19 protein-coding genes are annotated in these 26,086 nt (G+C 67.2%); 15 read left to right on the top strand and 4 right to left on the bottom strand.

Going from position 1 to position 26,086, the window contains the following annotated elements:
* Positions 1-62: 62 nt before the first annotated feature.
* Positions 63-1,781, top strand: coding sequence for a CTP synthase (locus tag G9V96_RS00045; protein ID WP_168581200.1), 1,719 nt, complete (start codon positions 63-65; stop codon positions 1,779-1,781).
* Entirely contained in the window at positions 1,778-2,455 is a 678-nt protein-coding gene (locus tag G9V96_RS00050) for an NUDIX domain-containing protein (RefSeq protein WP_168581201.1), read from the top strand. Before G9V96_RS00045 ends, G9V96_RS00050 begins: the two co-directional genes overlap by 4 nt.
* Before the next feature lie 7 nt (positions 2,456-2,462).
* On the opposite strand, the gene G9V96_RS00055 is transcribed toward G9V96_RS00050, so the two are convergent.
* The gene (locus G9V96_RS00055) at positions 2,463-3,614 is read right to left on the bottom strand and encodes a MalY/PatB family protein (protein ID WP_168581202.1); all 1,152 of its coding nucleotides are present in this window, start codon (positions 3,612-3,614) and stop codon (positions 2,463-2,465) included.
* A gap of 150 nt (positions 3,615-3,764) precedes the next feature.
* Here G9V96_RS00055 and G9V96_RS00060 point away from each other — a divergent pair, with 150 nt between their 5' ends.
* From G9V96_RS00060 to G9V96_RS00110, 11 genes are all read left to right on the top strand, one after another.
* Complete coding sequence (locus G9V96_RS00060; protein ID WP_168581203.1) at positions 3,765-4,733, top strand: alpha/beta hydrolase; 969 nt, start codon at positions 3,765-3,767, stop codon at positions 4,731-4,733.
* Positions 4,730-5,146, top strand: a complete 417-nt coding sequence (locus G9V96_RS00065) for a YchJ family protein (protein ID WP_168581204.1) — start codon at positions 4,730-4,732, stop codon at positions 5,144-5,146. Before G9V96_RS00060 ends, G9V96_RS00065 begins: the two co-directional genes overlap by 4 nt.
* A 142-nt stretch (positions 5,147-5,288) precedes the next feature.
* The gene (gene aspS / locus G9V96_RS00070; RefSeq protein WP_168581205.1) at positions 5,289-7,163 is read left to right on the top strand and encodes an aspartate--tRNA ligase; all 1,875 of its coding nucleotides are present in this window, start codon (positions 5,289-5,291) and stop codon (positions 7,161-7,163) included.
* Positions 7,164-7,771: 608 nt separating this feature from the next.
* Complete coding sequence (locus tag G9V96_RS00075) at positions 7,772-9,712, top strand: type I restriction-modification system subunit M (RefSeq protein WP_168581206.1); 1,941 nt, start codon at positions 7,772-7,774, stop codon at positions 9,710-9,712.
* Positions 9,709-10,962 carry a restriction endonuclease subunit S gene (locus G9V96_RS00080; protein WP_168581207.1) on the top strand — a complete coding sequence of 418 codons (1,254 nt, stop codon included), beginning with the start codon at positions 9,709-9,711 and terminating at the stop codon, positions 10,960-10,962. Before G9V96_RS00075 ends, G9V96_RS00080 begins: the two co-directional genes overlap by 4 nt.
* A gap of 2 nt (positions 10,963-10,964) precedes the next feature.
* A complete protein-coding gene (locus tag G9V96_RS00085; RefSeq protein ID WP_168581208.1) occupies positions 10,965-13,961 on the top strand; it encodes a type I restriction endonuclease subunit R in 2,997 nt (998 codons plus the stop codon).
* A 284-nt stretch (positions 13,962-14,245) separates the two neighbouring features.
* A complete protein-coding gene (locus tag G9V96_RS00090) occupies positions 14,246-14,626 on the top strand; it encodes a hypothetical protein (protein WP_168581209.1) in 381 nt (126 codons plus the stop codon).
* Entirely contained in the window at positions 14,626-16,077 is a 1,452-nt protein-coding gene (locus tag G9V96_RS00095; RefSeq protein ID WP_168581210.1) for a glutathionylspermidine synthase family protein, read from the top strand. The genes G9V96_RS00090 and G9V96_RS00095 overlap by 1 nt, the downstream gene beginning before the upstream one ends.
* On the top strand, positions 16,074-16,490 hold the full coding sequence (locus G9V96_RS00100) for a DUF350 domain-containing protein (protein ID WP_168581211.1): 417 nt from the start codon (positions 16,074-16,076) through the stop codon (positions 16,488-16,490). Before G9V96_RS00095 ends, G9V96_RS00100 begins: the two co-directional genes overlap by 4 nt.
* Positions 16,491-16,532: 42 nt before the next feature.
* Positions 16,533-16,868, top strand: coding sequence for a hypothetical protein (locus G9V96_RS00105; protein WP_168581212.1), 336 nt, complete (start codon positions 16,533-16,535; stop codon positions 16,866-16,868).
* A 23-nt stretch (positions 16,869-16,891) separates the two neighbouring features.
* Positions 16,892-17,530 (top strand): HAD family hydrolase, encoded by a 639-nt coding sequence (locus tag G9V96_RS00110; RefSeq protein ID WP_168581213.1) that lies wholly within the window; start codon positions 16,892-16,894, stop codon positions 17,528-17,530.
* 109 nt (positions 17,531-17,639) lie between these two features.
* Here the strand turns inward: G9V96_RS00110 and G9V96_RS00115 are convergent, their stop codons facing one another.
* The gene (locus tag G9V96_RS00115) at positions 17,640-18,395 is read right to left on the bottom strand and encodes a GNAT family N-acetyltransferase (protein ID WP_168581214.1); all 756 of its coding nucleotides are present in this window, start codon (positions 18,393-18,395) and stop codon (positions 17,640-17,642) included.
* 153 nt (positions 18,396-18,548) lie between these two features.
* Here G9V96_RS00115 and G9V96_RS00120 point away from each other — a divergent pair, with 153 nt between their 5' ends.
* Positions 18,549-19,595, top strand: coding sequence for an acyl-CoA thioester hydrolase/BAAT C-terminal domain-containing protein (locus tag G9V96_RS00120; RefSeq protein ID WP_168581215.1), 1,047 nt, complete (start codon positions 18,549-18,551; stop codon positions 19,593-19,595).
* Here G9V96_RS00120 and G9V96_RS00125 read toward each other — a convergent pair.
* On the bottom strand, positions 19,559-20,902 hold the full coding sequence (locus G9V96_RS00125) for an O-antigen ligase family protein (protein WP_168581216.1): 1,344 nt from the start codon (positions 20,900-20,902) through the stop codon (positions 19,559-19,561). The two genes, G9V96_RS00120 and G9V96_RS00125, sit on opposite strands and share 37 nt — an antisense overlap.
* Positions 20,903-21,201: 299 nt before the next feature.
* Here G9V96_RS00125 and G9V96_RS00130 point away from each other — a divergent pair, with 299 nt between their 5' ends.
* Positions 21,202-22,548 carry a replication-associated recombination protein A gene (locus tag G9V96_RS00130; protein WP_226913585.1) on the top strand — a complete coding sequence of 449 codons (1,347 nt, stop codon included), beginning with the start codon at positions 21,202-21,204 and terminating at the stop codon, positions 22,546-22,548.
* A 94-nt stretch (positions 22,549-22,642) separates the two neighbouring features.
* On the opposite strand, the gene G9V96_RS00135 is transcribed toward G9V96_RS00130, so the two are convergent.
* Positions 22,643-25,915, bottom strand: coding sequence for a S41 family peptidase (locus G9V96_RS00135; protein WP_168581218.1), 3,273 nt, complete (start codon positions 25,913-25,915; stop codon positions 22,643-22,645).
* Positions 25,916-26,086 lie beyond the last annotated feature (171 nt).

Consider the following 26,086-nt stretch of genomic DNA (forward strand, 5'->3'; position numbering starts at 1 on the left):
GGCAGGCCGTGTCGCCCGCACCTGCAAGAGGCAACCGCGGGCATGACGTAGAGTCGAAGCCCGTGGTGTCTACGAAACATATCTTCGTTACCGGAGGCGTCGCCTCCTCGCTCGGCAAGGGCCTGACGGCCTCCAGCCTCGGGTTCCTGCTTCGTCAACGCGGTCTGCGCGTGACCATGCAAAAACTCGACCCGTACCTCAACGTGGATCCCGGGACGATGAACCCCTTCCAACACGGGGAAGTGTTCGTCACCGACGACGGCGCCGAAACCGACCTGGACATCGGTCATTACGAACGATTCCTCGACGTGCCGCTCTCGCAGCAGGCCAACGTGACCACCGGTCAGGTGTACAGCCGCGTCATCGCCAAAGAGCGGCGGGGGGAGTACCTCGGCGACACGGTGCAAGTCATCCCGCACATCACCAACGAGATCAAAGCTCGGATGCGGGAGCAGGCCGACCCCGGCAACGGCGAAACACCGCCCGATGTGATCATCACCGAGATCGGCGGCACGGTCGGTGATATCGAGTCCCTGCCGTTCCTGGAATCAGCCCGGCAGGTACGCCACGACCTGGGGCGCGACAACTGTTTCTTCCTGCACGTGTCCCTGGTGCCGTTCCTGGCACCGAGCGGGGAGCTGAAGACCAAGCCGACACAACATTCGGTCTCTGCGCTGCGCCAGGTGGGGATTCAACCCGACGCGATCGTGCTGCGGGCCGACCGCCCCATCCCGGAGGGGCTCAAGAACAAGATCGCGCTGGCCTGCGACGTGGAGCGGGACGGCACGATCGCCTGCACCGACGCCCCGAGCATCTACGACATCCCCAAGGTCATCCACGCCGAAGGGTTGGACGCCTACGTGGTGCGCCGGCTCGGGTTGTCCTTCCGTGATGTGGACTGGAGCGACTGGGATCGGCTGCTGCGCCGGGTGCACAACCCCGCACACGAGGTCGAGGTTGCCCTGGTCGGTAAATACGTCGACCTGCCGGATGCCTACCTGTCGGTGACCGAGGCGCTGCGCGCGGGCGGCTTCGACAACGACGCCAAGGTCCAGATCCGCTGGGTGGCCTCCGATGAATGCCGCACCCCCGAAGGTGCGCGGCGGGCGCTGAGCGGCGTCGACGCCGTGCTCGTCCCCGGCGGCTTCGGCATCCGAGGGATCGAAGGCAAGCTGGGGGCGCTCACCTGGTCCCGGACCAACGGGGTACCCACCCTGGGGATCTGCCTGGGGCTGCAGGCCATGGTCATCGAATACGCCCGCAGCGTCGCCGGGATCGAGGGCGCATCCTCGACCGAGTTCGACCCGCAGACCACCGCCCCCGTGATCGGGACGATGGATGAGCAGAAGTCATTCGTCGAAGGGGCCGGCGACCTGGGCGGCACGATGCGGTTGGGAACCTTCCCGGCCGAGCTGATGCCCTCCTCGGTGGTGGCGAACTGTTACGGCAGCACCGTGGTCGACGAACGCCACCGGCACCGCTACGAGGTCAACAACGCCTACCGGCAGCAACTACAGGATGCGGGGTTGGTGTTCTCGGGCACCTCACCTGATGGCCAACTGGTCGAGTTCGTCGAACTGCCGATTGAGGTGCACCCGTTCTATGTCTCCACCCAGGCCCACCCGGAGTTCCGTTCCCGGCCGCATCGGGCGCACCCGCTGTTCGCCGGGCTGATCCGGGCCGCGGTCGTGGCTCAACGCAACACCCGCCTAGTCGAGGTGGAGCGGCACAACGACGTGATGAAGGAAACCGACGACGGATTCATGGAGGCAGGCTCATGACCTTGGACGCCCAGCAGCTCGACGGCTCGGACCTGCACGACGAGTACCGCAGCCGCCCGGTCAAAGCCAGCCGCACCGTCTATGAGGGCATGGTGTGGGATGTCCGCCGGGACACGGTCGACCTGGGCCATGCCGTGGTCGATCGCGAGTTCATCGAGCATCCCGGGGCCGTCGTGATCGTCGCGCTGCGCCGCGTCGACGGCGCCGATCAGGTCTTCATGCTGCGTCAATACCGCCACACCATCGGCGCCAGCGAATGGGAGCTACCGGCGGGGCTGCTGGACGTCGAAGGCGAACCCCCGTGGAGGGCCGCAGCCCGGGAACTGAACGAGGAAGCCGACCTGGTCGCCGCGCAGTGGCACACCCTGGTCGACTTCCACCCCTCGGCCGGGGCCCTGTCCGAAGTCATCCGGGTGTACCTGGCGCGCGACCTGAGCGACGTACCGGGAGCCCAACGCCACACCCGGCGCGCCGAGGAAGCCGACATGAGCACCGCGTGGGTCGACCTGGACCAGGCCCACAGCGCCGTCCTGGCCGGTCAGATCGGCAACGCCGGCGCGATTGTCGGCATCCTCAGCGCCCACGCCGCCCGGGCTGCCGGCTGGTCGACGCTGCGGGCGCATGACACGCCGTTCAACCGGCACCCCAAGCATCGGGTGAACGATCAGGGCTGAACTCGGGTCACGGCAGGACGCGGGCGATTCGTTCCACGATCTCGGTCAGGATCGGCAGCGGCGTGGCGAACGTCAGGCGGGCGTGACCGGCCCCGGCCTCACCGCAAGCCAGACCGCTGGTCAGGGAGACCCCTGCCGAACGCAGTCGGTCGGTAGGGTCCTGCCCCAGGCCGGCCTCGCGCAGGTCGAGCAGGGCCAGATACGTGCCCTCCGGCGGGGTGTAACCGACGCCGGGAAGGCGGGTGGACACCAGTTCCTGCAGCGCGCGGCGGTTGCGGTCCAGGTAGACCAGGACGCCCTCCAGCCACGGTTCGCCGTGGTCATAGGCGGTGACATTGGCGACGATGCCGGGGCGAGACGCGCCGTCCTCGACGGCGCCGCACCGCTGGGCCCAACGGGCCGCATCCGCCTCGTTGCTCAGGATCGCCTGGGCGCACTTGAGCCCGGGAATGTTGAACCCCTTGGAGCAGGAGGTCGCGGTGATGGTGTGCGCCGCGGTGCGCTCGTCCAGCGTCGCGTACGGCACATGGGTGTGGCCCTGAAAGACCAGCGGGGCGTGGATCTCATCAGAGAACACCCGACCCCCCTTGGACTCCACGACGTCGGCGATGGCCAGCAGCTCCTCCCGCTCCAGAACCCGCCCGACCGGGTTGTGCGGGTTGCACAGCACCAACAGCTCACCACCGTCGTCGAAAGCTGCCGCGAGCGCGTCGAGGTCGTACACCCAGCGTTGCCCCTCACGCACCAGCGGCACCTGGATGACCTCACGATCGTGGACTCCGGGCAGGGTGAGGAAAGGCATGTAGGCCGGGGTGGGGACAATGACCTTCCCGGTGGTGAAGTGGTCGATCATGGCGCCCAGAACGGCCAAGACATCCGGGGCCGGGCGCACCCGCGCCGGGTCTATCTGCCAGCCGTAGTGCCGCTCGGCGAAGCCGGCGAACGCGCGGGACAGGTCCTGCTTGGCCGAGGTCGGGGTGTAGCCGAACGCAGCCGAGCGCACATGTTCGTGCAGCGCCTCGGTCACCACCGGTGCAGTGCCGAAATCCATCTCCGCGATCCACGCGCCGATCGTGCCGGGGTCACGGCTCCACTTGGTGCTGCCTGCGGCAGTGAGTTGCTCGATGGTGATGGCGTCGAACGCGCGGGTGAGGTCCATGCCGGTATCGTCTCGCGACTTCGCTCGGTGCGACATACCGGTCCGGTGGGCCACGTCGAGCCGGGTAGCTTTCGCCCTGGATCACCGGGGCGGCCGGTGCGCTCGGCGGTGGCAGACTGGGGCGGTACGCATGGCTCGAGGAGGCCTCTGATGACCGACCCGTTAGGCGAGCACTACCTCGCCCGTCGACTCGAACTGCCTGGGGGAAACGCGGCCACCCTCGTGCATCGTCCGGCGCCGCAGAACTCCCGCGGGGCCGTGTTGTACGTGCACGGCTTCATCGACTACTTCTTCCAAGACCACGTCGCCGAGCACTTCACCCAGCGCGGGTTCGACTTCTACGCCATCGACCTGCAGGGCTACGGACGTTCGATCGTGCCGGGGCAAACCCCGTTCTACGTCACTGATCTGGGGGTGTACGGGCACGACCTGGACGCGGCCTGGCGGATGATCGCCGAGGACGGCCACCAGCAGGTCATCCTGTTGGCGCACTCCACCGGTGGGTTGATCGTGCCGCTGTGGCTGGCCGACCGGCCTCAGGTGCACGCCGAAGCGCTCGTCCTCAACAGCCCCTGGTTTGACCTGGTGGGATCGCCACTGATGCGCACCCTGGGCACCCAAGCCATCCACGTCATCGGACGGATCGCCCCCCGCTTCGTCATGCCGCAGGCCCTCGAACCCACCTACGGTCAGAGCATCCACGCCGACGAGCACGGCGAATGGGACTACGACCTGAACTGGAAACCGCTGTCGGATACACCGATTCAGGCGGGCTGGATCTCGGCGATCCGACGCGGTCAGGCCCGGCTGCACCGCGGCCTCGACCTGGACTTGCCGATTCTGGTCATGCACTCCGATACCAGCGTGCTCAACCTGAAGAGTTGGGCGCCGGAGGCGATGAGTGCCGACACCGTCTTAGACGTCAGCCACATGAGCAAGTGGGCACCCAAACTCGGCTCCCGGGTCAGCGACCTGACGGTGCCCGGTGGGATGCACGACCTGTTCCTGTCGGCGCCGAAGGTGCGTCAGGGGGCTTTCGAGGCGATGGACGCCTGGCTGGACGACGTGGCCGGGCTCAGCGAGTTCGCCGACGGCAACCACCCCGACACCAGCGCATGAGCGTCTTCGGCACCCCGAGCCCCTCGCCGCAGCAGCAGGCCCAGTGTCCGTGCGGCAGCGCAGAGCCCTACCTGAGGTGCTGCGGGCCGCTGCATGCCGGGCGGGCCCAGGCGCCCACTGCGCAAGCTCTCATGCGCAGCCGGTATTCGGCCTTCGTGCAGCGCCGGGCACGCTATCTGCTGCGCACCTGGCACCCGCGCACCCGACCGGAGACGGTGCAGTTCCCGGCCGGACGCTGGGTCGGGCTCAGCGTCCTGGACACCTCCGGCGGCGGGCCGAGCGACGAACACGGCACCGTCGACTACCGCGCCACCTGGCTTGATGTCGCCGGCAGCGCGCACGACCTCATCGAGCACGCCCGCTTTGAACGTTGCGAGGGGAACTGGGTCTACCTCGACGGGGACGTGAGCTGAGCGGCGTGCGGATCAGCGGTGTTGAGCTGGGCTGAGGCGGCGCCGCGCGCCGGGGCGTTCCGTCCGCCCGGTCGCATCCGCGTACGATCGAACAACACACCCGCCCCCGCACCGTCTATGCGGGAGCCAGAAAGGAACACGCATGCTGCGCACCCATTCCGCCGGAACCCTCACCACCGAACATGTCGGGCAGGACGTCACTCTCACCGGTTGGGTGGCCAGTCGGCGCGATCACGGCGGGGTGGAGTTCATCGACCTGCGTGATGCCAGCGGCGTCGTGCAGTGCGTCGCCCGGGACGAGGTGCTCGCTCAAGGCGCGCACGGCCTGCGCAACGAGTTCTGCATCCGCGCCACCGGGCAGGTCGCGGCCCGCACCGCCGAGAACGTCAACCCCGACCTGCCGACCGGGCAGATCGAGGTCAACCTGGCCGATATCGAGGTCCTGTCCGAGGCGGCTCCGCTGCCGTTCCAGATCGATGAGCGCGTCAACGTCGGTGAAGAGGCCCGTCTCAAGCACCGCTACCTCGACCTGCGCCGCCCCGGCACGCACAACGCCGGGCACGCGATCCGGTTGCGTTCCAAGGTGAGCTCGGCTGCTCGCCGCGTGCTGGAAGCCCGCGACTTCGTCGAGATCGAGACCCCGACCTTGACCCGCTCGACCCCTGAAGGCGCTCGCGACTTCCTCGTTCCGGCCCGGCTGTCGCCGGGCTCCTGGTACGCGCTGCCGCAGAGCCCGCAACTGTTCAAGCAGTTGCTCATGGTCGCGGGCATGGAGCGCTACTACCAGATCGCGCGTTGCTACCGCGACGAGGACTTCCGCGCCGACCGCCAGCCGGAGTTCACTCAGCTCGACATCGAGATGAGCTTCGTGACCCAGGACGACGTGATGGAGCTCGGCGAAGCCGTGGTCCGCGAGATCTGGAAGCTCATCGACGTCGACCTGCCCACCCCGTTCGAGCGGATGACCTACGCCGACGCGATGCGTCGCTTCGGCTCGGACAAGCCCGACCTGCGGTTCGGCAACGAACTCGTCGAGCTCACTGACCTGTTCTCCGACACCCAGTTCCGCGTGTTCCAGGCCCCCTATGTCGGTGCCGTCGTCATGCCCGGCGGCGGCTCCCAGCCGCGCCGGCAGTTCGACGCCTGGCAGGAGTGGGCCAAGCAGCGCGGCGCCAAGGGTCTGGCCTACATCACGGTGGCTGAGGACGGCACGCTCGGCGGTCCCGTGGCCAAGAACCTGTCGGAGGCCGAGCTCGCCGCCCTGCCCGAGCGCACCGGCGCCAAGCCCGGGGACTGCATCTTCTTCGCGGCCGGCACCGCCAAGGCCTCCCGGGCTCTGCTCGGTGCGGCCCGCCTGGAGATCGGCAAGCGCTGCGGCCTCATCGACGAGAACGCCTGGAGCTTCTTGTGGGTCGTTGACGCCCCGCTGTTCGAGCCTGCCGACGACGCCAAAGCCGCCGGTGATGTCGCGGTCGGTGGCGGCGCCTGGACGGCGGTGCACCACGCTTTCACCTCGCCCAAGCCGGAGTTCCTCGACTCCTTCGACAGCGACCCCGGTTCGGCGTTGGCCTACGCCTACGACATGGTGTGCAACGGCAACGAGATCGGTGGCGGCTCGATCCGTATCCACCGCCGCGACGTGCAGGAGCGCGTCTTCAAGGTGATGGGTCTGAGCCAGGAGCAGGCGCAGGAGAAGTTCGGGTTCCTGCTGGACGCCTTCAAGTTCGGTGCGCCGCCGCACGGCGGCGTCGCCTTCGGCTGGGACCGGATCGTCATGCTTCTCGGCGGCTACGACTCCATCCGCGACGTCATCGCCTTCCCCAAGTCCGGTGGCGGCTACGACCCGTTGACGGATGCCCCGGCGCCGATCACCAAGCAGCAGCGCAAGGAGGCGGGCGTGGACGCCCGACCCCAGGGCGAGGCCGGCTCGGGCAAGGAACAGGGCAAGGGCCCGGGCAAGGACGCTCAGGGCGCGGGCACCCAAGACACCTCAGCGGTCGCGCCCAACCAAAGCTGAACCGTCTCGCACTGTGCCCGCCCAGGTTCACCGACCTGGGCGGGCAGAGCCGTCCCTACAGCCCTGGTCGCTGCTTGCCCACGCAGCGACAGAAAACAGCTGCACCACGCAGCACGAGCCCACGGCGCAACACGAATGCGCAGCGCCGGCTGGCCCGCCCCGACTGCATGAGGCCATCCAGCAGGCCCGAGGCGCTGGCCGCACGGTTCGTGCCGTGAGCTTGCGAGCGCACTCGGCCACGGCGACGCCGGTGCCCGCTGACGGTGAACACCGTCCACCAGAGGTGTGCGAAGCCGTGAGGATCCGCGGTTGGGCGCAGCTCCGGTGGCGGGGACAGATCGACGGACGCCTGCCGCAGGGTTCTTTGCCTGCCCTATGGGGGACAGGCCCAGGTAGCGGTCGTGAAGCCACGATCAGGGTGCGCCCGTCAGCAGCATGCGCCATGGCCACCAGCGCAGCGGCGAGGTTCTTGGGGCTGCCGCGTCTGGACCTGCTCTCGTATCAATGAGTTTCGGGCAGCGTGATCCATGCATTGGCGAGCATCTGTCTACGATTGCGCGACCGGCCCCCGACTAGGCTGCTGATAGCCCCCGAATGCAAGGACCGACATGCCCCCGCACGGCTTCCAAGACAAGATCGCCTTCGTGTGGCGCGTGGCTGACAAGCTGCGCGGCACCTTCAAACAGCACGAGTACGGCTCGGTGATGTTGCCGTTGCTGGTGTTGCGGCGGATGGACGCGGTGTTGGCGCCGACGAAGGCAGAGGTGTTGGCCAAGGCCAAGGGCTGGGTGGAGATCGGCCCCGGCCAGGAAGCGCAGCTCAAGCGCGTGGCGGGGCAGCAGTTTTTCAACACTTCATCGTTCAGCTTTGCCACGCTGCTGAATGACGACAAGAACTTGGCCGACAACCTGGCCGCCTATATCCGGGGGCTGTCCTCGGATGCCAAGGCCGTGATCGAGGCCTACAGCCTTGACGACAAGGTGCGACGGATGGAAGCAGCCGGGATCCTCTACCAGGTGCTGGCCGACTTCGCCGATTTGGACCTTCGGCCGTCGGTGGTGAGTAACGAGTCGATGGGTTACATCTTCGAGGAGCTGCTGCGGAAGTTCTCTGAGATGAGCAACGAGACCGCTGGTGAGCACTACACACCGCGCGAGGTGATCCGTTTGGTGGCTGACCTGGTGGTGGGCGGCAAAGAGGCACCCAAACTCACCGAGAACGAGCGCCCGGTGCGCACCATCTACGACCCGGCTGCGGGCACGGGCGGCATGTTGATGATCACGATGGAGCGCATCAAGGAACTGCAGCCGCAGTCGATCGTGCAGGTGGCGGGGCAGGAGCTGAACTCCGAGACCTGGGCCATCGCCCAATCGGATCTGATGATCCAGGGCACGCCTCCGGAGCGGATGCATGTCGGAAACTCGCTCACCCAGGATGCGTTCCCGCGCGAGAAGTTCGACTACATCGTGGCGAACCCGCCCTATGGCGTCGACTGGAAGGGCTACGCCAAGCCCATCCGGGACGAGGCCGAGAACCTGGGCAGTCTGGGCCGTTTCGGGGCGGGGCTGCCGCGTGTCTCTGACGGTTCGCTGCTCTTCCTGCAGCACATGATCAGCAAGATGAAGCCGACGGGTTCCCGCATCGGGATCGTGCTGTCGGGGTCGCCGCTGTTCAGCGGACAAGCGGGCTCGGGCGAGAGCGAAATCCGCCGCTGGATCTTGGAGAACGACTGGTTGGAGGGGATTGTCGCCCTACCGGACCAGATGTTCTACAACACCGGTATCAGCACCTACATCTGGGTGCTGGCCAACGACAAGACCGACGCGGACCGCGGCCTCGTGCGTCTGGTGGACGCCCGCGAGATGGGCACGAAGATGCGCAAGTCGTTGGGCGACAAGCGCAAGGAGCTGTCGGAAGCGGCGATCACCGAGATCGTGCAGCTCTACGGCGGCGCGCTCGATGAGTTCGCCGAGGACCCCCGGGTGAAGGTTTTGGCGCGGGAGTCTTTCGGGTTTCAGCGGATCACGGTGGAGCGACCCTTGCATCGCCGCTGGGAGGTCACCGAGCTGGTGACCGCGACGCCCGGCTTCGAGCAGTTCGCCCCGTTGCTGGGGCGCAGCTTCGCCACCGAGAAAGCACTGCTGGCGGAGGCGACGAGCCTGACGACCGCTCAGAAGAAGGCCTTCGTGAAGGCCTGCGCGGTGAGCGACCCGGATGCGCCGATCATCATGAAGAAGGGCCGACCGGAGCCCGATCCTGACCTGCGCGACCAGGAGAACGTGCCGCTGCCCGCCGGCTGGTTCAGCCTTGATGAGGACGAACGTCAGCGTGTCCTGGAGGAGAGCGCCGAGGCGCACCTGCGCGACGAAATCCACCCCTACGTCCCCGACGCCTGGCTCGACCACACCAAGACCAAGCTCGGCTTCGAGATCCCCTTCACCCGCCAGTTCTACGTCTACACGCCACCTCGCCCGGTGGAGGAGATCGCCGCCGAGATCAAGGACCTGGAAGCGCGGATACAAGGCTGGATGCAGGGGCTGGGCCTGTGAGCGTATACGAATGGAGCACGGTTCCCTTCTGGAGTGTCGCCCGCCGCGTTGAACGGACAGGCCGGCCGGAAGCTCAGCTTCTGAGCGTCTATCGCGAATGGGGTGTGATTCGCAAAACTGATCGCGATGACAACTTCAATCAAGCGAGTGAGGATCTGAGCTCCTACAAGATCGTTCACCCTGGCGACCTAGTTCTGAACAAGATGAAGACATGGCAGGGTTCACTGGGGGTCTCGAAGTATGACGGGATTGTCAGCCCTGCTTACTTTGTGTGTGAGCTCAGCAAGAATGTAGACGGGGACTTCATTCACCACTTGTTGCGGAGCAGGCGCTACATTGCCGAATTTATGGCCAACTCCAAGGGCATTCGCCCGAACCAGTGGGACCTTCCCTATGAGATCCTGAGACAGCTGCCCCTGAGAATTCCCCCGCTGGAGGAGCAGCGCCGAATCGCGGACTTCCTCGATGACCGCGTCGCCCGCATCGACCAGATCGTCGCCGCCCGCCAGCAGCAGGTGATCCTAGCGAAGGAATCTCTCCAAAGCCTGCGACAAAAAATGACTACGACCGGTCAGCGCTCGGCCGTCTCCGAGCGACCTACAGGAATTCCCTGGATGCCAGCTATTAGAGCAGACTTCGGGCTTTGGCGGCTAGGGCACGCGTTCCGCACGGGCAGCGGGACTACCCCACCAAGCGCCCAGCAGGAGCACTTCGATGGGACAATCCCTTGGGTTACCACCTCCGACTTACGAGACGACTCGATTCACCAAGTTCCTCGAGGTGTTTCGCGTAGTGCGCTGAATGAATTCCCAGCACTCAAAGTTTTTCCTAGCGATTCTCTCCTTGTCGCTATGTATGGCGCAACGGTTGGTAGAACCGCGATTCTAAAAGTGCCTGCCACTACAAACCAGGCCTGCTGCGCTCTGGAGCCACTAGGCCCTTTGCTTACTGACTATGCTTTTCACTGGTTCAATGGATATCGGACTCAGGTCATGGGCTTAGCTAGCGGGGGTGGGCAACCCAATATAAATCAGGATATTATCCGTTCCCTCCATATTGGGGCCCCCGACCTGCCAGAACAAGCATCCATCATCGCCGACCTAGACCAGGTGTGCGCCTCCCACAAAGCGGGTTCCGATACGATTTGCCAATCAATCTCTCGGCTGCAGGAGTACAAGCAGTCCCTCATCACTGCCGCCGTCACCGGCGAGTTCGATGTCACCACCGCGTCCACCCGAATCCCGGAGTAGCCATGGGCATCACGAAGGAAGCCGCATTCGAGACAAACATCGAATCGCACCTGCTAGAGAATGGCTGGCATGCCATCGAGCCCGCCAGTTATGACCGCCGTCTTGGGCTGTTCCCTGACGAGGTAATCGCGTTCGTGCAGGCCTCCCAGCCGAAGGCGTGGCAGCAGCTGGTGGCTCGGCATGGCGGCGAGGCGCTGGCGAGTGACCTTTTCGTGAAGGCCGTGGCCCGCGCCATCGACCATCGCGGCACCATCGCAGTCCTGCGCGACCTGGTGAAGGATTCCGGCGTCCCAGTGAAACTGTGCTACTTCAAGCCCGCCAGCCGACACAACGAAGACCAATTGCAACGCTATGGCGCCAATCGCTGTGCCGTGGTGCGCCAGCTGCACCACTCCGAGAGCCGCCCGCTGGATTCGCTGGACATGACACTCGTGGTCAACGGCATCCCCGTCGCCACCGCCGAGCTGAAGAACCCCCTCACCAATCAGAACGTCGAAGACGCCCAGCGCCAGTACCGCGAGGATCGCAACCCCAATGACCTGATCTTCCGCTCCCGCACGTTGGTGCACTTTGCCGTCGACCCGCACCTGGTGTTCATGACCACCCGGCTGGCCAAGCAAGACACCGTCTTCCTGCCCTTCAACCAAGGAACTGCCGGTGCGGGCCGCAAGGGGGCCGCCGGGAACCCGGCCGTCGCCGACGGCTACCAGACCAGCTACCTGTGGGAGCAGGTGTGGCAGCGGGACAACTGGCTCAACCTGCTCGGCAACTTCGTGCACCAGAGCAACAAGGGCATTCTTTTCCCACGCTTCCACCAGTGGCACGCAGTGCAGAGCATCCTGCAGGCCACTTACCGCGATGGCGCGGGCACCAACCGTCTCATCCAGCACTCCGCCGGCTCCGGAAAGAGCAACACCATCGCTTGGACGGCGCACTGCCTGTCTCGCCTGCACGGCCCCGACGACCAGCCCGTCTTCGACAAGGTCGTTGTGATCACCGACCGCAGGGTGCTCGACAAGCAGCTGCAAGACACCGTCGCCGGACTCGACCACACCCCCGGCACCATCGTCCGTATCGACAAGCACTCCACCCAGCTCAAGGAAGCGCTGGAAGGCAATGCGGCGCGCATCATCATCACCACCCTGCAGAAGTTCCCCGTCGTGCTTGAAAAGATTCACCAGGGCGAAGCCGAAGGAGAGCGCGCCCAAGTGGTGGGCAGTCGCTTCGCCGTCATCGTCGACGAGGCCCACTCCAGCACCAGCGGCGACTCGGTGAAGCAACTCAAGACTGTGCTCTCCCTCGAAGATGCCCTTGCCGACGCCGAACACTCCCAGACACAAGCCGAGGAGGCCAGCGACGCCTCGGACCTGCTGCTGCTCAGCGCCGCTGCCCGCGGGAAACGCAAGAACCTGAGCTTCTTCGCCTTCACAGCCACGCCCAAGCCCAAGACGCTGGAACTCTTCGGCGAGCTCGGGCCCGACGGCCACAGACACCCCTTCCACATTTACTCGATGCGGCAGGCCATCGACGAGGGCTTCATCCTCGACGTGCTGCAGAACTACACGACCTACTCCGTCTACTACAAGCTCGCCAACGCCGAGACCGCCACCGACATCGAGGTGGATACCCACAAGGGGCGAGCAGCCCTGGCGCGCTTCGCATCGCTGCACCCCTACCAGCTGGATGCCAAGGCTGAAGTGATCGTCGAGCACTTCCGGCAGAAGAGCGCCGGCAAGATCAACGGCCGCGCCAAGGCGATGGTGGTGACCCGCTCGCGCCTGCACGCCGTGCGCACCAAGTTCGCCATTGACAACTACATCACCAAGATGGGCTATGACCAGGGAAACCGCCCGCTGCGTGCCCTCGTGGCCTTCAGCGGTGAAGTGGTCGACCCGGACCTGCCGCAGAAGTCATGGACCGAGGCCGAACTCAACGGCTTCCCCGAGGGACAGCTGCCGAAAAAGTTTCACAGCGACGACTACCAGGTGCTGGTGGTGGCCGAGAAGTACCAGACCGGCTTCGATGAGCCGCTGCTGCACACAATGTACGTGGACAAGAAGCTCAGTGGAGTGGCTGCAGTTCAGACGCTCTCGCGGCTCAACCGCACCGCCCCCGGCAAACAGGACACCTTCGTCCTCGACTTCGCCAACACCACCGAGGAGATCAAAGAAGCGTTCAGCGACTTCTACGAAGAGAGTTTCGCCACCCCCACCGACCCCAACGTCCTCTACGCCATGAGCACCGAGCTGATGAGTGCCGGGGTGCTCTCGCTACCGGAAATGGATGCCACCGTGAACGCCCTGCTCAGCGACGATCCCGCTCGCCAGGCAGAGCTGTACGCCAACATCCAACCCGCCGAGGGTCGCTTCCTCACCCTGGAGGAGGAGACGCAGGAATCCTTCCGGACGACCCTGCACCATTTCGTGCGCGCCTATGCCTTCCTGGCGCAGGTGATGCCGTGGACCGATGCTGACCTGGAACGGCTCTTCCTCTACGGCAAACTCCTCCTCCTCCGGCTGCCCACTGCCGAAGGCGAGCCGCTGCCCCAACTCAGCGAAGCCGTCCAGCTCACCCACCTGCGCCTGGCCGTCACCGACGAAGGCAGCATCGCCCTAGAGTCCAGCGACGAACCCGGCACCGCACTGCCCGGCGAGGGCAAAGGCTCAGCCCAAGAACCGGTGCTCGACCGGCTCTCCGCCATCATCAAAGTGATGAACGAACGCTACGGCGCCGATCTCAACGATGCTGACAAGGTCTGGATCGACCAACAACGTGCCGGAGTTCTCCAGGACCAGGACATGCGCACCGTCGCTCAGAACAACGACCGCGCCCAGTATCGGATGGTTCTGGAAGAACGAGCCGGGGACCTGGTGCTGGGCCGCCACGACAGCAACAGCGCGCTGGTGGACCTGTTTTTCGCAAACCCGGACTTCAAGAACTCCATGGTCGAGTACCTGATGGACACCTACGACCACTTCAACCGGGCAGATAGCCAGTAACTGAGCACCCTGCCCTAGGCGTGTGAGGCGGGACGCGGTGCACGCGCTGCCCTGCTCGCGGCGCGGCGCGGCGCGTCGCTCGGGCGGGCGCTGCTGCCCTGGTGGCCGATAGAATCGGCACCCAGCCACGAGGCAGCGAGCAGGCAGGGAGAACCATGGGCGGGCAAGGTGGCCAGGACTGGACACCGGGGGATCCCTATCCGGGCCCGGGAGGCCGGGGGCCGTTCCCGCCCGGGGGTGCGTCCGCCACATCGGGATCGGCGGTCAAACGCAAGTCATCCACCATGGTCAAGCTCGGTATCACCGCCGTCGTGGCCACGGCCGGGCTCGTGGCCCTGTCCGGCAGTGACAGCGAGGAAGAACCCACGCACGCTGCCGTCTGCGTCGACCAGGAGACCAACACCCGGGTCGAAGACTCCCAATGTGCCGCCAGCAGCAGGTCGAGCCACTTCGGATGGTTCTTCTTCGCCTACGGCTACACCGCGCCGCGGGTGGGTGCGCCGATCAACAGCCCAGGCTCCTTCACCCCGCCACGCTCGGGTACCTACGTCAAAGGTGGTGTCCCGCGCGCCGGGGGACTGGTCAGCTCATCGACGGTCAAGGGTGGCACCTCGACCACGGTCCGCGGCGGCTTCGGAAGCAACTCCAAAGGAAGCGGCGGCTGATGCGCAGAATCCCCGCGACGGCCCGACCGGACTGGCGGGCCCGCGTCGAATCCCAGGGCCTGGTCTTCCCGGTGACCGAGACCGACGACGGCGCTGAGCTTCCGTACTGGTTCGAAGAGGCCTACTACGAGTTGACGATGGCCGAGGTCGAAGAGCTCGAGGCGGTCACCGAGACCCTGCACGAGATGTGCCTGGCGGCGGCCCGGCGGATGGCCACCGGCGAATTCGGCAACTTCGGCCTACCCGCAGGCGCTCTCAAAGCCGCCAAGGCGAGCCTGGCGGCAGACCCGCCGAGCCTCATCGGACGTTTCGATCTGCACTGGGACGGTACCGGCCCGGCGAAACTGCTGGAGTACAACGCCGATACCCCCACCGGGCTAGTGGAGAGCTCCATCGCCCAGTGGTATTGGCTGCAGGACACCCACCCCGAACTCGACCAGTGGAACTCTATTCACGAACGGCTCATCCTCGCCTGGCAGGGGATACGCCCCCGGCTGGCGGACGCGCCGGTGTGGTTCGCCCACCACGAAGACGAGATCACCGGCGAAGAGTTCATGACGTGCATGTACCTGCGCGACACCGCCGAACAAGCCGGTCTGCGAGCAGGTTCCATCACCGTCGAGGCCATCGGGTACGACCCGGCGCGGGGATGCTTCGTGGCAGACGGGGCCGAACCGCTTCGGACCTGTTTCAAGCTCTACCCGTGGGAGACGATGCTCAGCGAGGAGTTCGGCCGCTATGTCGAACCCGACCCCCGCGGGGTGCTGTCCACGACCTGGATCGAGCCGGTGTGGAAGGTGCTGCTGTCCAACAAGTCCTTGCTGGCGGTGCTGTGGCAGATGTACCCCGAGCACCCCAACCTGCTGCCCGCCTACCTGGACGACCCCCGTGAGCTCACCGAATGGGTCGCCAAACCGCTGCACGGACGCGAGGGAGACAACATCCGCGTCCACGCCGAGGGAATCGCCGTCGAACAGCCGGGGGACTACGGCGATGAGGGCTGGTGCTACCAACAGTGGTGCCCGCTGCCGCAGTTCGACGGCAACAAGGCCGTGCTCGGCTCGTGGGTCATCGACGGCAAAGCGGCCGGTGTCGGCATCCGGGAGAGCGACGGATGGGTGACGGACTATTACGCTCGCTTCCTGCCCCACGTCATCGCTGCCGAGGCGCCCGACGCGCAACAGCGAGACGAATGGCTGCAGGACGCACGTCGAACCCAGTCCGAGATCCAGGATGTGCTGCCCGCCGACCGCACGTCTTCGCGTGATGCTCCGCGCCCGAGCGACCTCCCGGGTCTGAGGCCGCTGGCCTCCCCGATCCCCTCGCTCGCAGGGACGCAGGACAACGTTGTGCAAGACAGCATGCGCGCCGACAGCCCCGAAGATGGCGCAACCGACGCCACGACCGATGACCTGACTGACGACCCGACCGAGAAGGACTCCCGCAAATGATGACCGCCCTCGGCTTCGGTGCCGCCTACAGCCTGCTCGGCCTGGTGTTGTTGATCGCCGGTTTCTACGTGCTCGACCTGCTCACCCCCGGGCGGCTCGGGGAGCGACTGACCCAGGGGAACTCCTACAACGCCGGCCTCATGGTCGGGGCTGGGTTCATCGGCCTAGGCGCCATCCTGGCCACGGTGATCTGGCACAACGCAGGCTCGGGATTCGGTCCCTCGCTGCAATGGACGCTCGCCTTCGGGGTGCTCGGCATCGTGCTGCAGGCGGTGTGCTTCCTCGTGCTCGACCTGTTCACCCCGGGCAGCCTGAGCGAGATCGTCGTCTCCGACGGACTGCACCCGGCCGGTATCGCCGCCGCCGCTGCCCAGATCGCGATCAGCCTGATCGTCTGCGCCTCGATCGCCTGAGGACCAGGGACAGCTCCGCGGCAAGGCGCCTAGGATCGAGACATGAACGTCTCAGATGCCACCACCGTCAACACGTCCAGACTCGTCGCCCTCGGACTCCTCGGCGGCTTCGTCGTCGCCAGCGAGAGCGGCGTCCGACCGTTGGGCGGCCTGGTCTTGGGCGCGGCGGGGGCTTTCGCCGCACGCACCTGGCTGGCCAAGACCGACCCGGCCACCACCGCCGCCCTGACCGGGATCTACCTCGGCGGGATGGGCTTGTCGCACCCGCTGGCGAAGAAGATCGGGGCCTGGCCAGCGGTCTTCGCCGTCACGGGCATCAGCGCCGGCGCAGCTCACGTCCTGTCCGACCGGCTACCTGAACATCGGAAGTTGCGCTGAACGGGCCAGGCGGGCAGGCGCCCGTGACGGGCGCCTCGTCCGAGCCGGTCCATACCGTTCTTCTAGACGCGGACGGAGTTCTGCAATGCCCTGCCGAGGGGTGGCTGGACAAATGGCGTCCCTACGCCGACGGCGACCTGGATGAGTTCACGGCGCAGATGTTCCTGGCCGAACTACCAGCCTTGGAGGGACAGGCCGACCTGTACGCCAGCATCGAAGAGTTCCTCCGCGAGAGCGGACGTGATGTCGCTGCACGGGATGAGATCTGCTCCGCCTGGGCGATGATCGAGATCTTCGACCAGGCTTTCCAGGTGGTCGATGACATCCGCGCGCAGGGGATCGCCGTACACCTGGCCACGAATCAGCAGTGCTACCGCCGAGACGTGATGCTCGATCTGGGCTACCCGAAGCACTTCGACCGGCTGTTCTTCTCCTGCGATCTCGCAGTGGCCAAACCGAGCCCCGACTACTTCCGTGCGATCCTGGGCGAACTGCGCTGCGAACCCGAAGGGGTGCTGTTCATCGACGACCGTCTCGACAATGTCGAGGCCGCCCGCAGCGTAGGCATCCAGGCATACCCGCATCAGCCGCAGCCTGGCACTGACAAAGGTGTGGGGCAGTTGCGCACGCTGCTGCGGGACGCGGGGGTTCCCGGCGCCTGAACCCGCAACGGGCCGGGCTCAGCCGAGCCCGCCGCGCCTTCGGTGGCTGTGGGTCTCGCCCGACAGTCGCGCGCTGCGACCCCCGGGGTAAGACCGGGCTGGTGCCTGGTCAGCTCGGGTCGGCGATGCCGTGGCTCGCCCAGGTTTTGTCACTGGTGTAGCTCAGGTCGCGGTACAACCGGCGTGCGATGTCGTTCTTGGAGTACATCCCCAAGGTGCAGACCTGCTCCCGGGTGAGGACCTTGCGGGTCAGGGCGGTGCTGATCGCGCGGCCCAAGCCCTGGCGACGCGCGTCGTGCGCCACGACGATGCCGCCCAGGTGCGCCACCCCGGAGGGCAACCGCTGCACCGCTCCGCAGGCGATGAGCCGTCCGGCGCTGCGCAGCCCCACCCATTCCTGGCTGTAACCAGTGCCTGCAAAGCCTTCGAACAGCGGGTTCTCGCCCAGTCCGAACGCGGCGATCTCGGCCGCGTCGTGCTCGTCGTCCAGGGCGATGAGGTCCTCCTCGTGCGGGGCAGCCGCCGGCATGGAGTCGCACCACATCCAGTCCCAGATTCCCACGCTGGTGACGGCGAACCGGCTGGTGACCTCGTGCTGATGCTCGACGGGCACGCTGACCGAGCCGATCCGGTGTTCCTGGGCTACCCCGAGCGCAGCCGTTGCCTCCAGCAGCGCCCCCACCTGCGGACCCCAGGCGAAAAGGCTCGGCGGGCGCACGCTGGACAGGCGCACGAACGCAACCGCCCCGCCCAGCCTCCAGCCGTGCAGGTCCGCAGGCGGATCGAGCCGGGCGAACATGTCATCGGGGCCGCAGATCCGCCCGAGCGCGGCTCGGGTGTGCAGGGCCGCAAGGCGGTATTCCACGGGTCCAGGATGCCGCCTCGCCCCTGGTGGGTGGAGCCCGCCCCCGGCGGCTGCGTGCCCGAGCGCAGGCTGCCGGTTCGCTCGCGGGAACAGCTGCCCAGGTCGGGGGCACCACCCGTATTCTGGGGGTGCGGCTAAGGCAAGGGAGTGCCCATGCGACAACATGATCCGCACAGTTCACCGGAGGGCGTCGCGCCGCAACGGCGACAGGGAATACGCCGATGGCTGCGCATCGGGTGCCTGTCCACGATCGTGCTGGTCGCCATCGCACTGACAGCCATGTGGGTGGTGAAGCCCTGGGCGCCGAAGGTTGTCGTGGCTGATCCCGGCCCGGGCGGAACCCGCGTCACCGAGCAGGGACTGATCGCGAACTACTATCCGGGCGCTGAGCGTGCACCGGGGATCCTCGTCCTCGGCGGCTCTGAAGGTGGGCTGTCGCCCTACGTCGACGAGCAAGCCCGCCAGTTACACGACGCCGGATACTCCACCCTCGCGCTGTCGTACTTCGCGGCGCCTGGTCAGCCCCCGGCGATGGAATCGCTGCCGTTGGAGACCTTCGACACCGCCCTTGCCTACCTGGCAGCACAGCCTCACGTCGACCCGGCCCGCCTGGGCGTGATCGGTACGTCGAAGGGTGGTGAGGCCGCCCTGCTCGTCGCCTCACGGCACCCGGACCTGGCCAGCGTCGTGGGGATGGTTCCTTCCAGCGTGGTGTGGCAGGGCCTGGACCAACAACGTCCCTGGCGGATGTCCTCGATTGGCTCGACCTGGAGCCACCAGGGAGTCGACCTGCCGTATCTGCCCTACGGTGAATACTCCCCAGGCGCGGACCTCGTCGAGCTGTATCGCGACGGGCTGACGGCGCTGGCTGCGCACCATCAGGCCGTCATTCCCATCGAAAAATCAAAGGCCGCAGTGTTACTCGTCTGCGGCGGCGCTGACACCCTGTGGCCCAGCTGCGACATGTCCAACCAGGTCCTGTCCCGAGCCCAGGCCGCCGGTGGGCCCACGGTGAGCGTGTTGTCCTATCCCGAGGCCGGCCATTTCGCTGCTGGACCGCCGGTCGATGTCACCAGCGAGTTCTACAGCAGGTTGGACATGTTCGGAGGCACTCCCGAATCCAACCAGGCCGCCCGTGAACAGGGATGGCCGAAGGTGCTCGCTCACCTGGATCGGACCCTGCGGGGCCCGGTCGGTTGAGCCACGGGGCCGGACAGCCACCATGCGCTGCACGTGGCCTGCCCGAGGATGAGCCACCACACCGGAGTGGTCAGCACCGTGGCTGACGCGCAGCCCAGCGCCAGGAACGCGACCAGCGCGCTCAGCGCCTCAATCCGGGCCAAGTCATGCTCCGGGCCCCCGGGGTAGCGCCACACGGTGACCAGGATGACGCCGATCACCGCGGCCAGGGCTGCGGCCGGGATGACCCCGTACTGCAACAACAGCTCCAAAAAGCTGTTGTGCAGCCAGGTGATGATGCCGAAGTTCCAGCGCGGGTCCGCCTGCAGCAGGGGCTCGAAGGAATCCGCGCCGGTACCGAACCCGTCTGAGGCGGTGAAGTAACGCCACCCGGCGCGCAGCAACCCCACGCGCAGACCATCCGAGCGTGCCGTGCTGGGATCAGCGGCGGCCCGCACCAGCCGAACCAGCGGGTTGTACCGCGCCAGCGTCGGCAGCGTGCACAACCCGATCGCCGTCAGCCCCAGCAGCACGCCCGCTGCCGCCACAGAGCGGCGCGAGAGCACGGGCCCCCCGTCAGGGCGCTGCGCCGTGCGGCGACGCCACCACCCCCAGGCATGCAATCCCAGGATGACGAGCAGGGTGAGCAGCCCCGAGCGCGACTCGGTGAGCAGCACCGCCAGCACCCCCGCCGCAAGCGCTGCGCCGACAACCACCCGAAGAGAGCCAGCGCAGCGCCGACTCGCCGCCCACGCCAGGGTGCCCGAGATCATCGCCGACAACGCAATGGCGAAATCGTTGGGGTTTCGGAACGCACCGGCGATGATCGTGCGGCTCTGGTCCGCCCAGCCCAGGCCGGGGCCCACCCACAGATGGCGGTCGGTCGCCAGTTCCACCCCGGCGACAAGCAACGACAGCAGCAACGCGAGGAACCACCCGAGACGCAACGCCGCAAGCCGCGGCCGGCATGCCCGGCGCAGCGGCAGCCCGCTGACCGCCACCACACTGAGCGCCACCGCCAGCCCGGCAGTCAGCCCCAGCGCCTCGCCGCGGCCGGCACCCGGATCAGGCGCGCGCACCAGCGCGTTCGGGATACAGGCAATGATGAGTCCCGCCGCCATCGCCAGCGCCAGCGGGGCGCCGCGACGCCAACACGAGCGCGTCAGCCACAGCGCAGGCAGGGCGAGGCCCACCATGACCAGCGTCGCCGCGTGCAGTCGGATCAACGGCTGCAGCGACAGGTCGCCCGCGGCGACCACGAACACGTACAACGTCGCCGGGACTCCGATAGTCAGCTGCGGCGAGCGCTCCCCCCAGAGTCTGCGCACGGCGAAAGTGTAGGCATGACGCGGTCGCCATCGCGGGGGTGAATGCGCTGGTCACGACGCTGATGGCAAGGGCGGTCCCAGATTTTTCCTGCCCTGCAGCAGGATTGCCTGCCAGCTGCCGGCCGGAAGATCGTCGCTGTGATCTCGCCATGAGGAACGCGCGGAGGACTTGCCCTGAGACGACGGCGCGGGGACCACACGCCCGTCGTTCGCTGCGAGCGACGCGCACGTCTAGCCTGGCGGACGTGAGTGACGACCTTTTCGCAAGCGCTGAGCCGGCACAATCCGAGGGCCCATTGATGGCCAGTGCCCCGCTCGCGGTGCGAATGCGTCCCCGCTCGATCGAGGAGGTGCGCGGGCAACGCGACGCGCTCCGCCCGGGCAGCCCGCTGCGCCGTCTCATCGAAGGTGGGGCCGGAGCCGGGCGCATCGGTGCCAGCTCGGCGATCCTGTGGGGTCCGCCGGGAACCGGCAAGACCACGCTGGCGCACCTGGTCGCATCCTCCGCCGGGCGCCGGTTCGTGGAACTGTCGGCGTTGACCGCCGGGGTGAAGGATGTGCGTGCGGTGATGGAGGCTGCCACCCGCGACCGGGACCTGTACCAGCGCAGCACCGTCCTCTTCCTGGATGAGATTCACCGCTTCAGCAAGGCCCAACAGGACGCCCTCCTGCACGGCGTGGAGGAGGGGCTGGTCACCCTCATCGCGGCCACGACCGAGAACCCGAGCTTCTCGGTGATCGCACCGTTGTTGTCGCGTTCGGTGCTGGTCACCCTGACGTCGCTGACCGACGAGGAAACCGAGGAGGTCATTCGGGCCGCGTTGGACGACGAACGCGGCCTGGATGGGGGCTTCACCGTGGCCGAGGACGCGCTGGCGCACCTGGTGCGGATGGCCGGGGGAGATGCTCGCCGCGCCTTGACCGCCCTGGAAGCCGCAGCGGGGGTGGCGCTGGATGACCGGCCCGCCGGACGCGGCCTGCCCGACCGGGCGGACCCGGCACCGATCACCCTCACGCACGCCGAGCAGGCGATGGAGGTGGCGGCTGTTCGCTACGACCGGGCCGGCGGTCAGCACTACGACGTGGCCAGCGCCTTCATCAAGTCGATGCGCGGCTCCGACGTCGACGCGGCGCTGCACTACCTGGCTCGGATGCTGGAGGCGGGGGAGGACCCGCGCTTCATCGCCCGCCGCATCGTCATCTCGGCAAGCGAAGAGATCGCGATGGCCGACCCCACCGCCTTGCAGACAGCCGTGGCCGCGATGCACGCCGTCGCCCAGATCGGGATGCCCGAAGCGCGGCTCATCCTGGCTCAGGCCGTGGTGCACAACTGCCTGGCGCCGAAGTCCAACGCCGTCTACGCCGCCATCGGCGAGGCCATCGCAGATGTGCGGGCAGGTAAGGGCGGAGCCGTCCCGGCACCTCTGCGCGGCACCGAGACTGCGCGCCGCGCCGGAACGGCCGGCAGAACCGGAAGCCCCGGGTCCTACGTCTACGCCCACGACGAGGCCGACTCCGTAGCCACCCAGCAGTACCTGCCCGACGATCTGGTCGATGCCGACTACTACCACCCCAAAGCCCGCGGCTTCGAGGAACGCATCATCGAACGCTGGGCGTGGCTTCGCAGCCGGTTGCGGGGCCGCTGAGCGGTTCCCTCTGCCTGCTGCAGCACGCCGACGGCCAGGACGCCGACGGCGAGGACGCCGAGCGTGGGCGTCCTCGCCGTGGGCGGTGCGGGTCTCAGCCTGCCGGACGCACCATCGGCGGCGGTAGATCGGGCGGGGTGAGCGCCGGGGTCTGCTCCAGACGCCGCAACAGTTCGGCGATGCCACGGTCGAGTTGCACATCGTGCTCCATCTCGGCCTCCCAATCGCTGGGCGAGACCACCACCTCGATATCAGGATCGACGCCGTGGTTCTCCACACCCCAGCCATGTTCGAGGAAGGTGAAGGCGTACCGGGGTTGGGTGATGGCGGTGCCGTCGACGAGGTCGAAGCGGCGATCGATACCGATCACGCCACCCCAGGTGCGCTCGCCGATGACGGGACCCAGACCGTAGGACTGGGCGGCAGCGTTGACGATGTCGCCGTCACTGCCCGACCACTGGTTGGCCAGGAAGACGATCGGGCCGCGGCGTGCCTGTGCCGGGTAGGGCTCAGCGTTGTCGACATGGCGCACCCGGTCCCAACCGATGACATGCCGTAGTAGCCGCTCGATGACCAGTTGGGAGGTGTGCCCGCCCCGGTTGTAGCGGACATCAGCCACGATGCCTTCGGCCCGCATCGCCTCGTCGAGCCCGCGATGGAACTGGGCCCAGCCCAGCGACATCATGTCGGGTACATGCAGGTAGCCCAATCGGCCGTTGGAGCGTTCCGTGACGTACTGACGTCGGGAGGCCACCCAGGCCTGGTAACGCAAGGCCTCTTCGTCCTCGATCGGGACGACCGCCACTCGTCGCTGAGCACCGGCCGGATCGCGCAGGCTCAACTCCACGACGCGACCACCGCTCCCGCGCAGCAACTGCCCGATGTGGGCCGCCTGCGCCAGCGGCCGCCCATCGACGGCGATGATGCGGTCACCGACGGCTGCACCCACCCCGGCCGCGCGCAGCGGCGAACGCGCCCGCGGGTCGGAGGACTCACCGGGCAGCAGCCGGGTGATCTCGGCCTCGCCCTCGCGCATCACCAGGTCTGCGCCCAGCATGCCGAGGGGTTCATCGTCCTGGGCCGCAGGCGCCATCACGTAGGCGTGGGAGGTGTTGAGTTCGGCCACGCACTCCCACAACACATCGATCAGGTCGTCGTGGGTGGCGATCTGATCCATCAGAGGCCGATAGGTGCGCAGTACCGCCGCCCAGTCGACGCCGTTCATGTCTTCGCGCCAGTACCAGTCGCGCATGATGCGCCCGTTCTCGTCGAACATCTGGTGCCACCTGGTGCGCAGATCCACCTCGCGGCGGAGCCGGTCGGTGTCGATGACGACGCACTTGTCGCTGTCGACCTCGACACGCTCGGTCGCGGGGACCACGACCACATCGTCGCCGAAGCGGATCACGACGCGTCTGCCGTCCCCGCTGACCTCCAGGGAATCCGCCGGGCCGAGCTCGATCGTCTTGCGCAGTGCGAAGTCGTAGCGCAGCGCCATGTCGGGGGCTGCGTCCTCGTCCACGGCCGCGCGTGTCGTCCCTAATTCACCTGGGCCGGGTGAACGCCGGATCCAGACGACCCCGTCCTGCGCGGCGCGCAGATACCCGTAGTCACCCGAGGGCACCGGGAACGGGGTGATGCGCTCCTCGAAGCCGTCGACCTCCAAAGAGACAGGGTGAGTAGTTCGGTGTGGCGCGCCGTGTTCGCCGCAGTCGTCCTCGGCGGTCGAGACGGGGGAGTCGGTGTCGTCCCGGCGGGGAATCGACCACCCGTGCACCGTCGGACCGAAGGGCGCCGGCGTGGTTGCCGACAGCGGAGCCAGCCAGGGGCGGACCGCGTCAGAAAAGGCCAGGTCGAAGCCGAGCGCGCTGTAGCGCGGATCCAGAGTGCGCGCCGAGAGGAAGACCAGGTGTTGCCCGTCACGGGTGAACACCGGCGCGGTGTCGTCGAAGCGGCCGGAGGTGAGATTCTGAGGTTCGCCCGGGGCGCCGTCGGTGATCTCGCAGACGACGAGGCGATGCCCGCCGTACTCCAGGTACGGCTGGCTCCACACCAGGTAACGACCATCGGGGGAGAACACCGGGTCGATCGGCTCCCCGGTGCGGAGGTGCGCCGCCAGAGTGACCTGCCCCGAGCTCAACTCCACCAGGCTCACCCGTGCGTCATGGGAGACGACGGCGACCCGCTCGCCGGTGGGGCACACCGCGATGTGCAATACCCGGCCCAATTCGCCGCCGGCCAGGGCGCGGTCCTCGCCGGTGCCGTCGATGGAGCTGATGACCAGGCAGTCCTCGCCACCGGCGTCGCTCGCCGCGATCATCCTCGCCCCATCCGGCAACAGCTGCGGTTCCCGGATCCGCACCTCATCGCCGCCGAGCACCTGGCGGGCCGGACCACCGCGATGCGTCAACCACCAGGCGGCACCGTTCCAGTCGAGAAGGCTCGCCTCCCCGCCGTGGTCGGGGCGGATAGCGCTGACCCGATCCGCGAAGGTCAGGACAGCGCTGGGGCGTTGCCTGGCGCCGAGGTCCAGGGAGATCTGGCGTGGGGGTGATTCCAGGGAATCCATCAGGTAGATCCGACCCCGGGCGTGGTAGACGAGTCGCTGCCCGTCACTGGTGATGTCGCGGACGTATCCCACCGGTGTGCCGGCCTCGCCGGTGAAGACGTGTTCGGTGTGGCAACGCAGGTCAGCCCCGCGCGCGTCCACCGACCACACCTGGGCTTGTTCGTCTGCCCGATCCGGGAAGCGGGCCCCGAGGTCGCTGGCGAAGACCAAACGCTGTCCGACCCAGCACGGGGAGTAGATCCCAGCTTCTTCATCGGGCAGGACGCGCATCCAGGGTTCACCATCCTGGGTGCGCAGCCACAGACGGCTCGCGGTTCCCCCGCGGTAGCGCTTCCACCAGGCGGCCTCGCGTGAGTTGGGGGTGGTGATGGCCACTGCCCCGTCGGGGTGGCGCGCCACAGACATGGCCACCCCGTACGGCAACGGGGCGCTATCGCCATCGAGGCCCACACTGTGCAACCGGCGCCGTTGGCCGAACGGCTCCGCGTGATCGCTGGCCACGATGACGTGTTCGTCATCGAGCCAACCGCGCACCCGGGTCGTCGGGCGACCCCACCATGTCAACCGGGTCACGCTCGCGTCGTCGCGGTCGATGACGAAGGCCTCGACATGACCGTCACGGCGGGCGCTGTAGGCGACCTTGGTGCCGTCTGGGGAGAAGAAGGGGTGTGAGGCAGGTTCGTGGTCAGCCGTCAGCCGAAAAGCCTGGCCGCCGCTGGTGGGGGCGAGCCAGACGTCGTTGTCGGCGACGAAGACGAGTTCCTCACCGCGGAGGTGCGGGAAGCGAAGGTAGGACATGACTCTGTATATCCCCCCAGGCCCCGCCCGCGCGCGGCTATTTCGGGACAAGTCGGCGGCGACGCGCGCCCGTGCGCTCACAGCGGAACACCGGGCTGTCACGGTGACCTGTGTCGGAACGCGAAACGGCCGACCCCAGCCGGCGATCGGTGCCTGAGCACTTCTCGCCGG

Origin of the sequence: Gephyromycinifex aptenodytis (assembly GCF_012277275.1) — a bacterium.
Lineage (GTDB): Bacteria > Actinomycetota > Actinomycetes > Actinomycetales > Dermatophilaceae > Gephyromycinifex > Gephyromycinifex aptenodytis.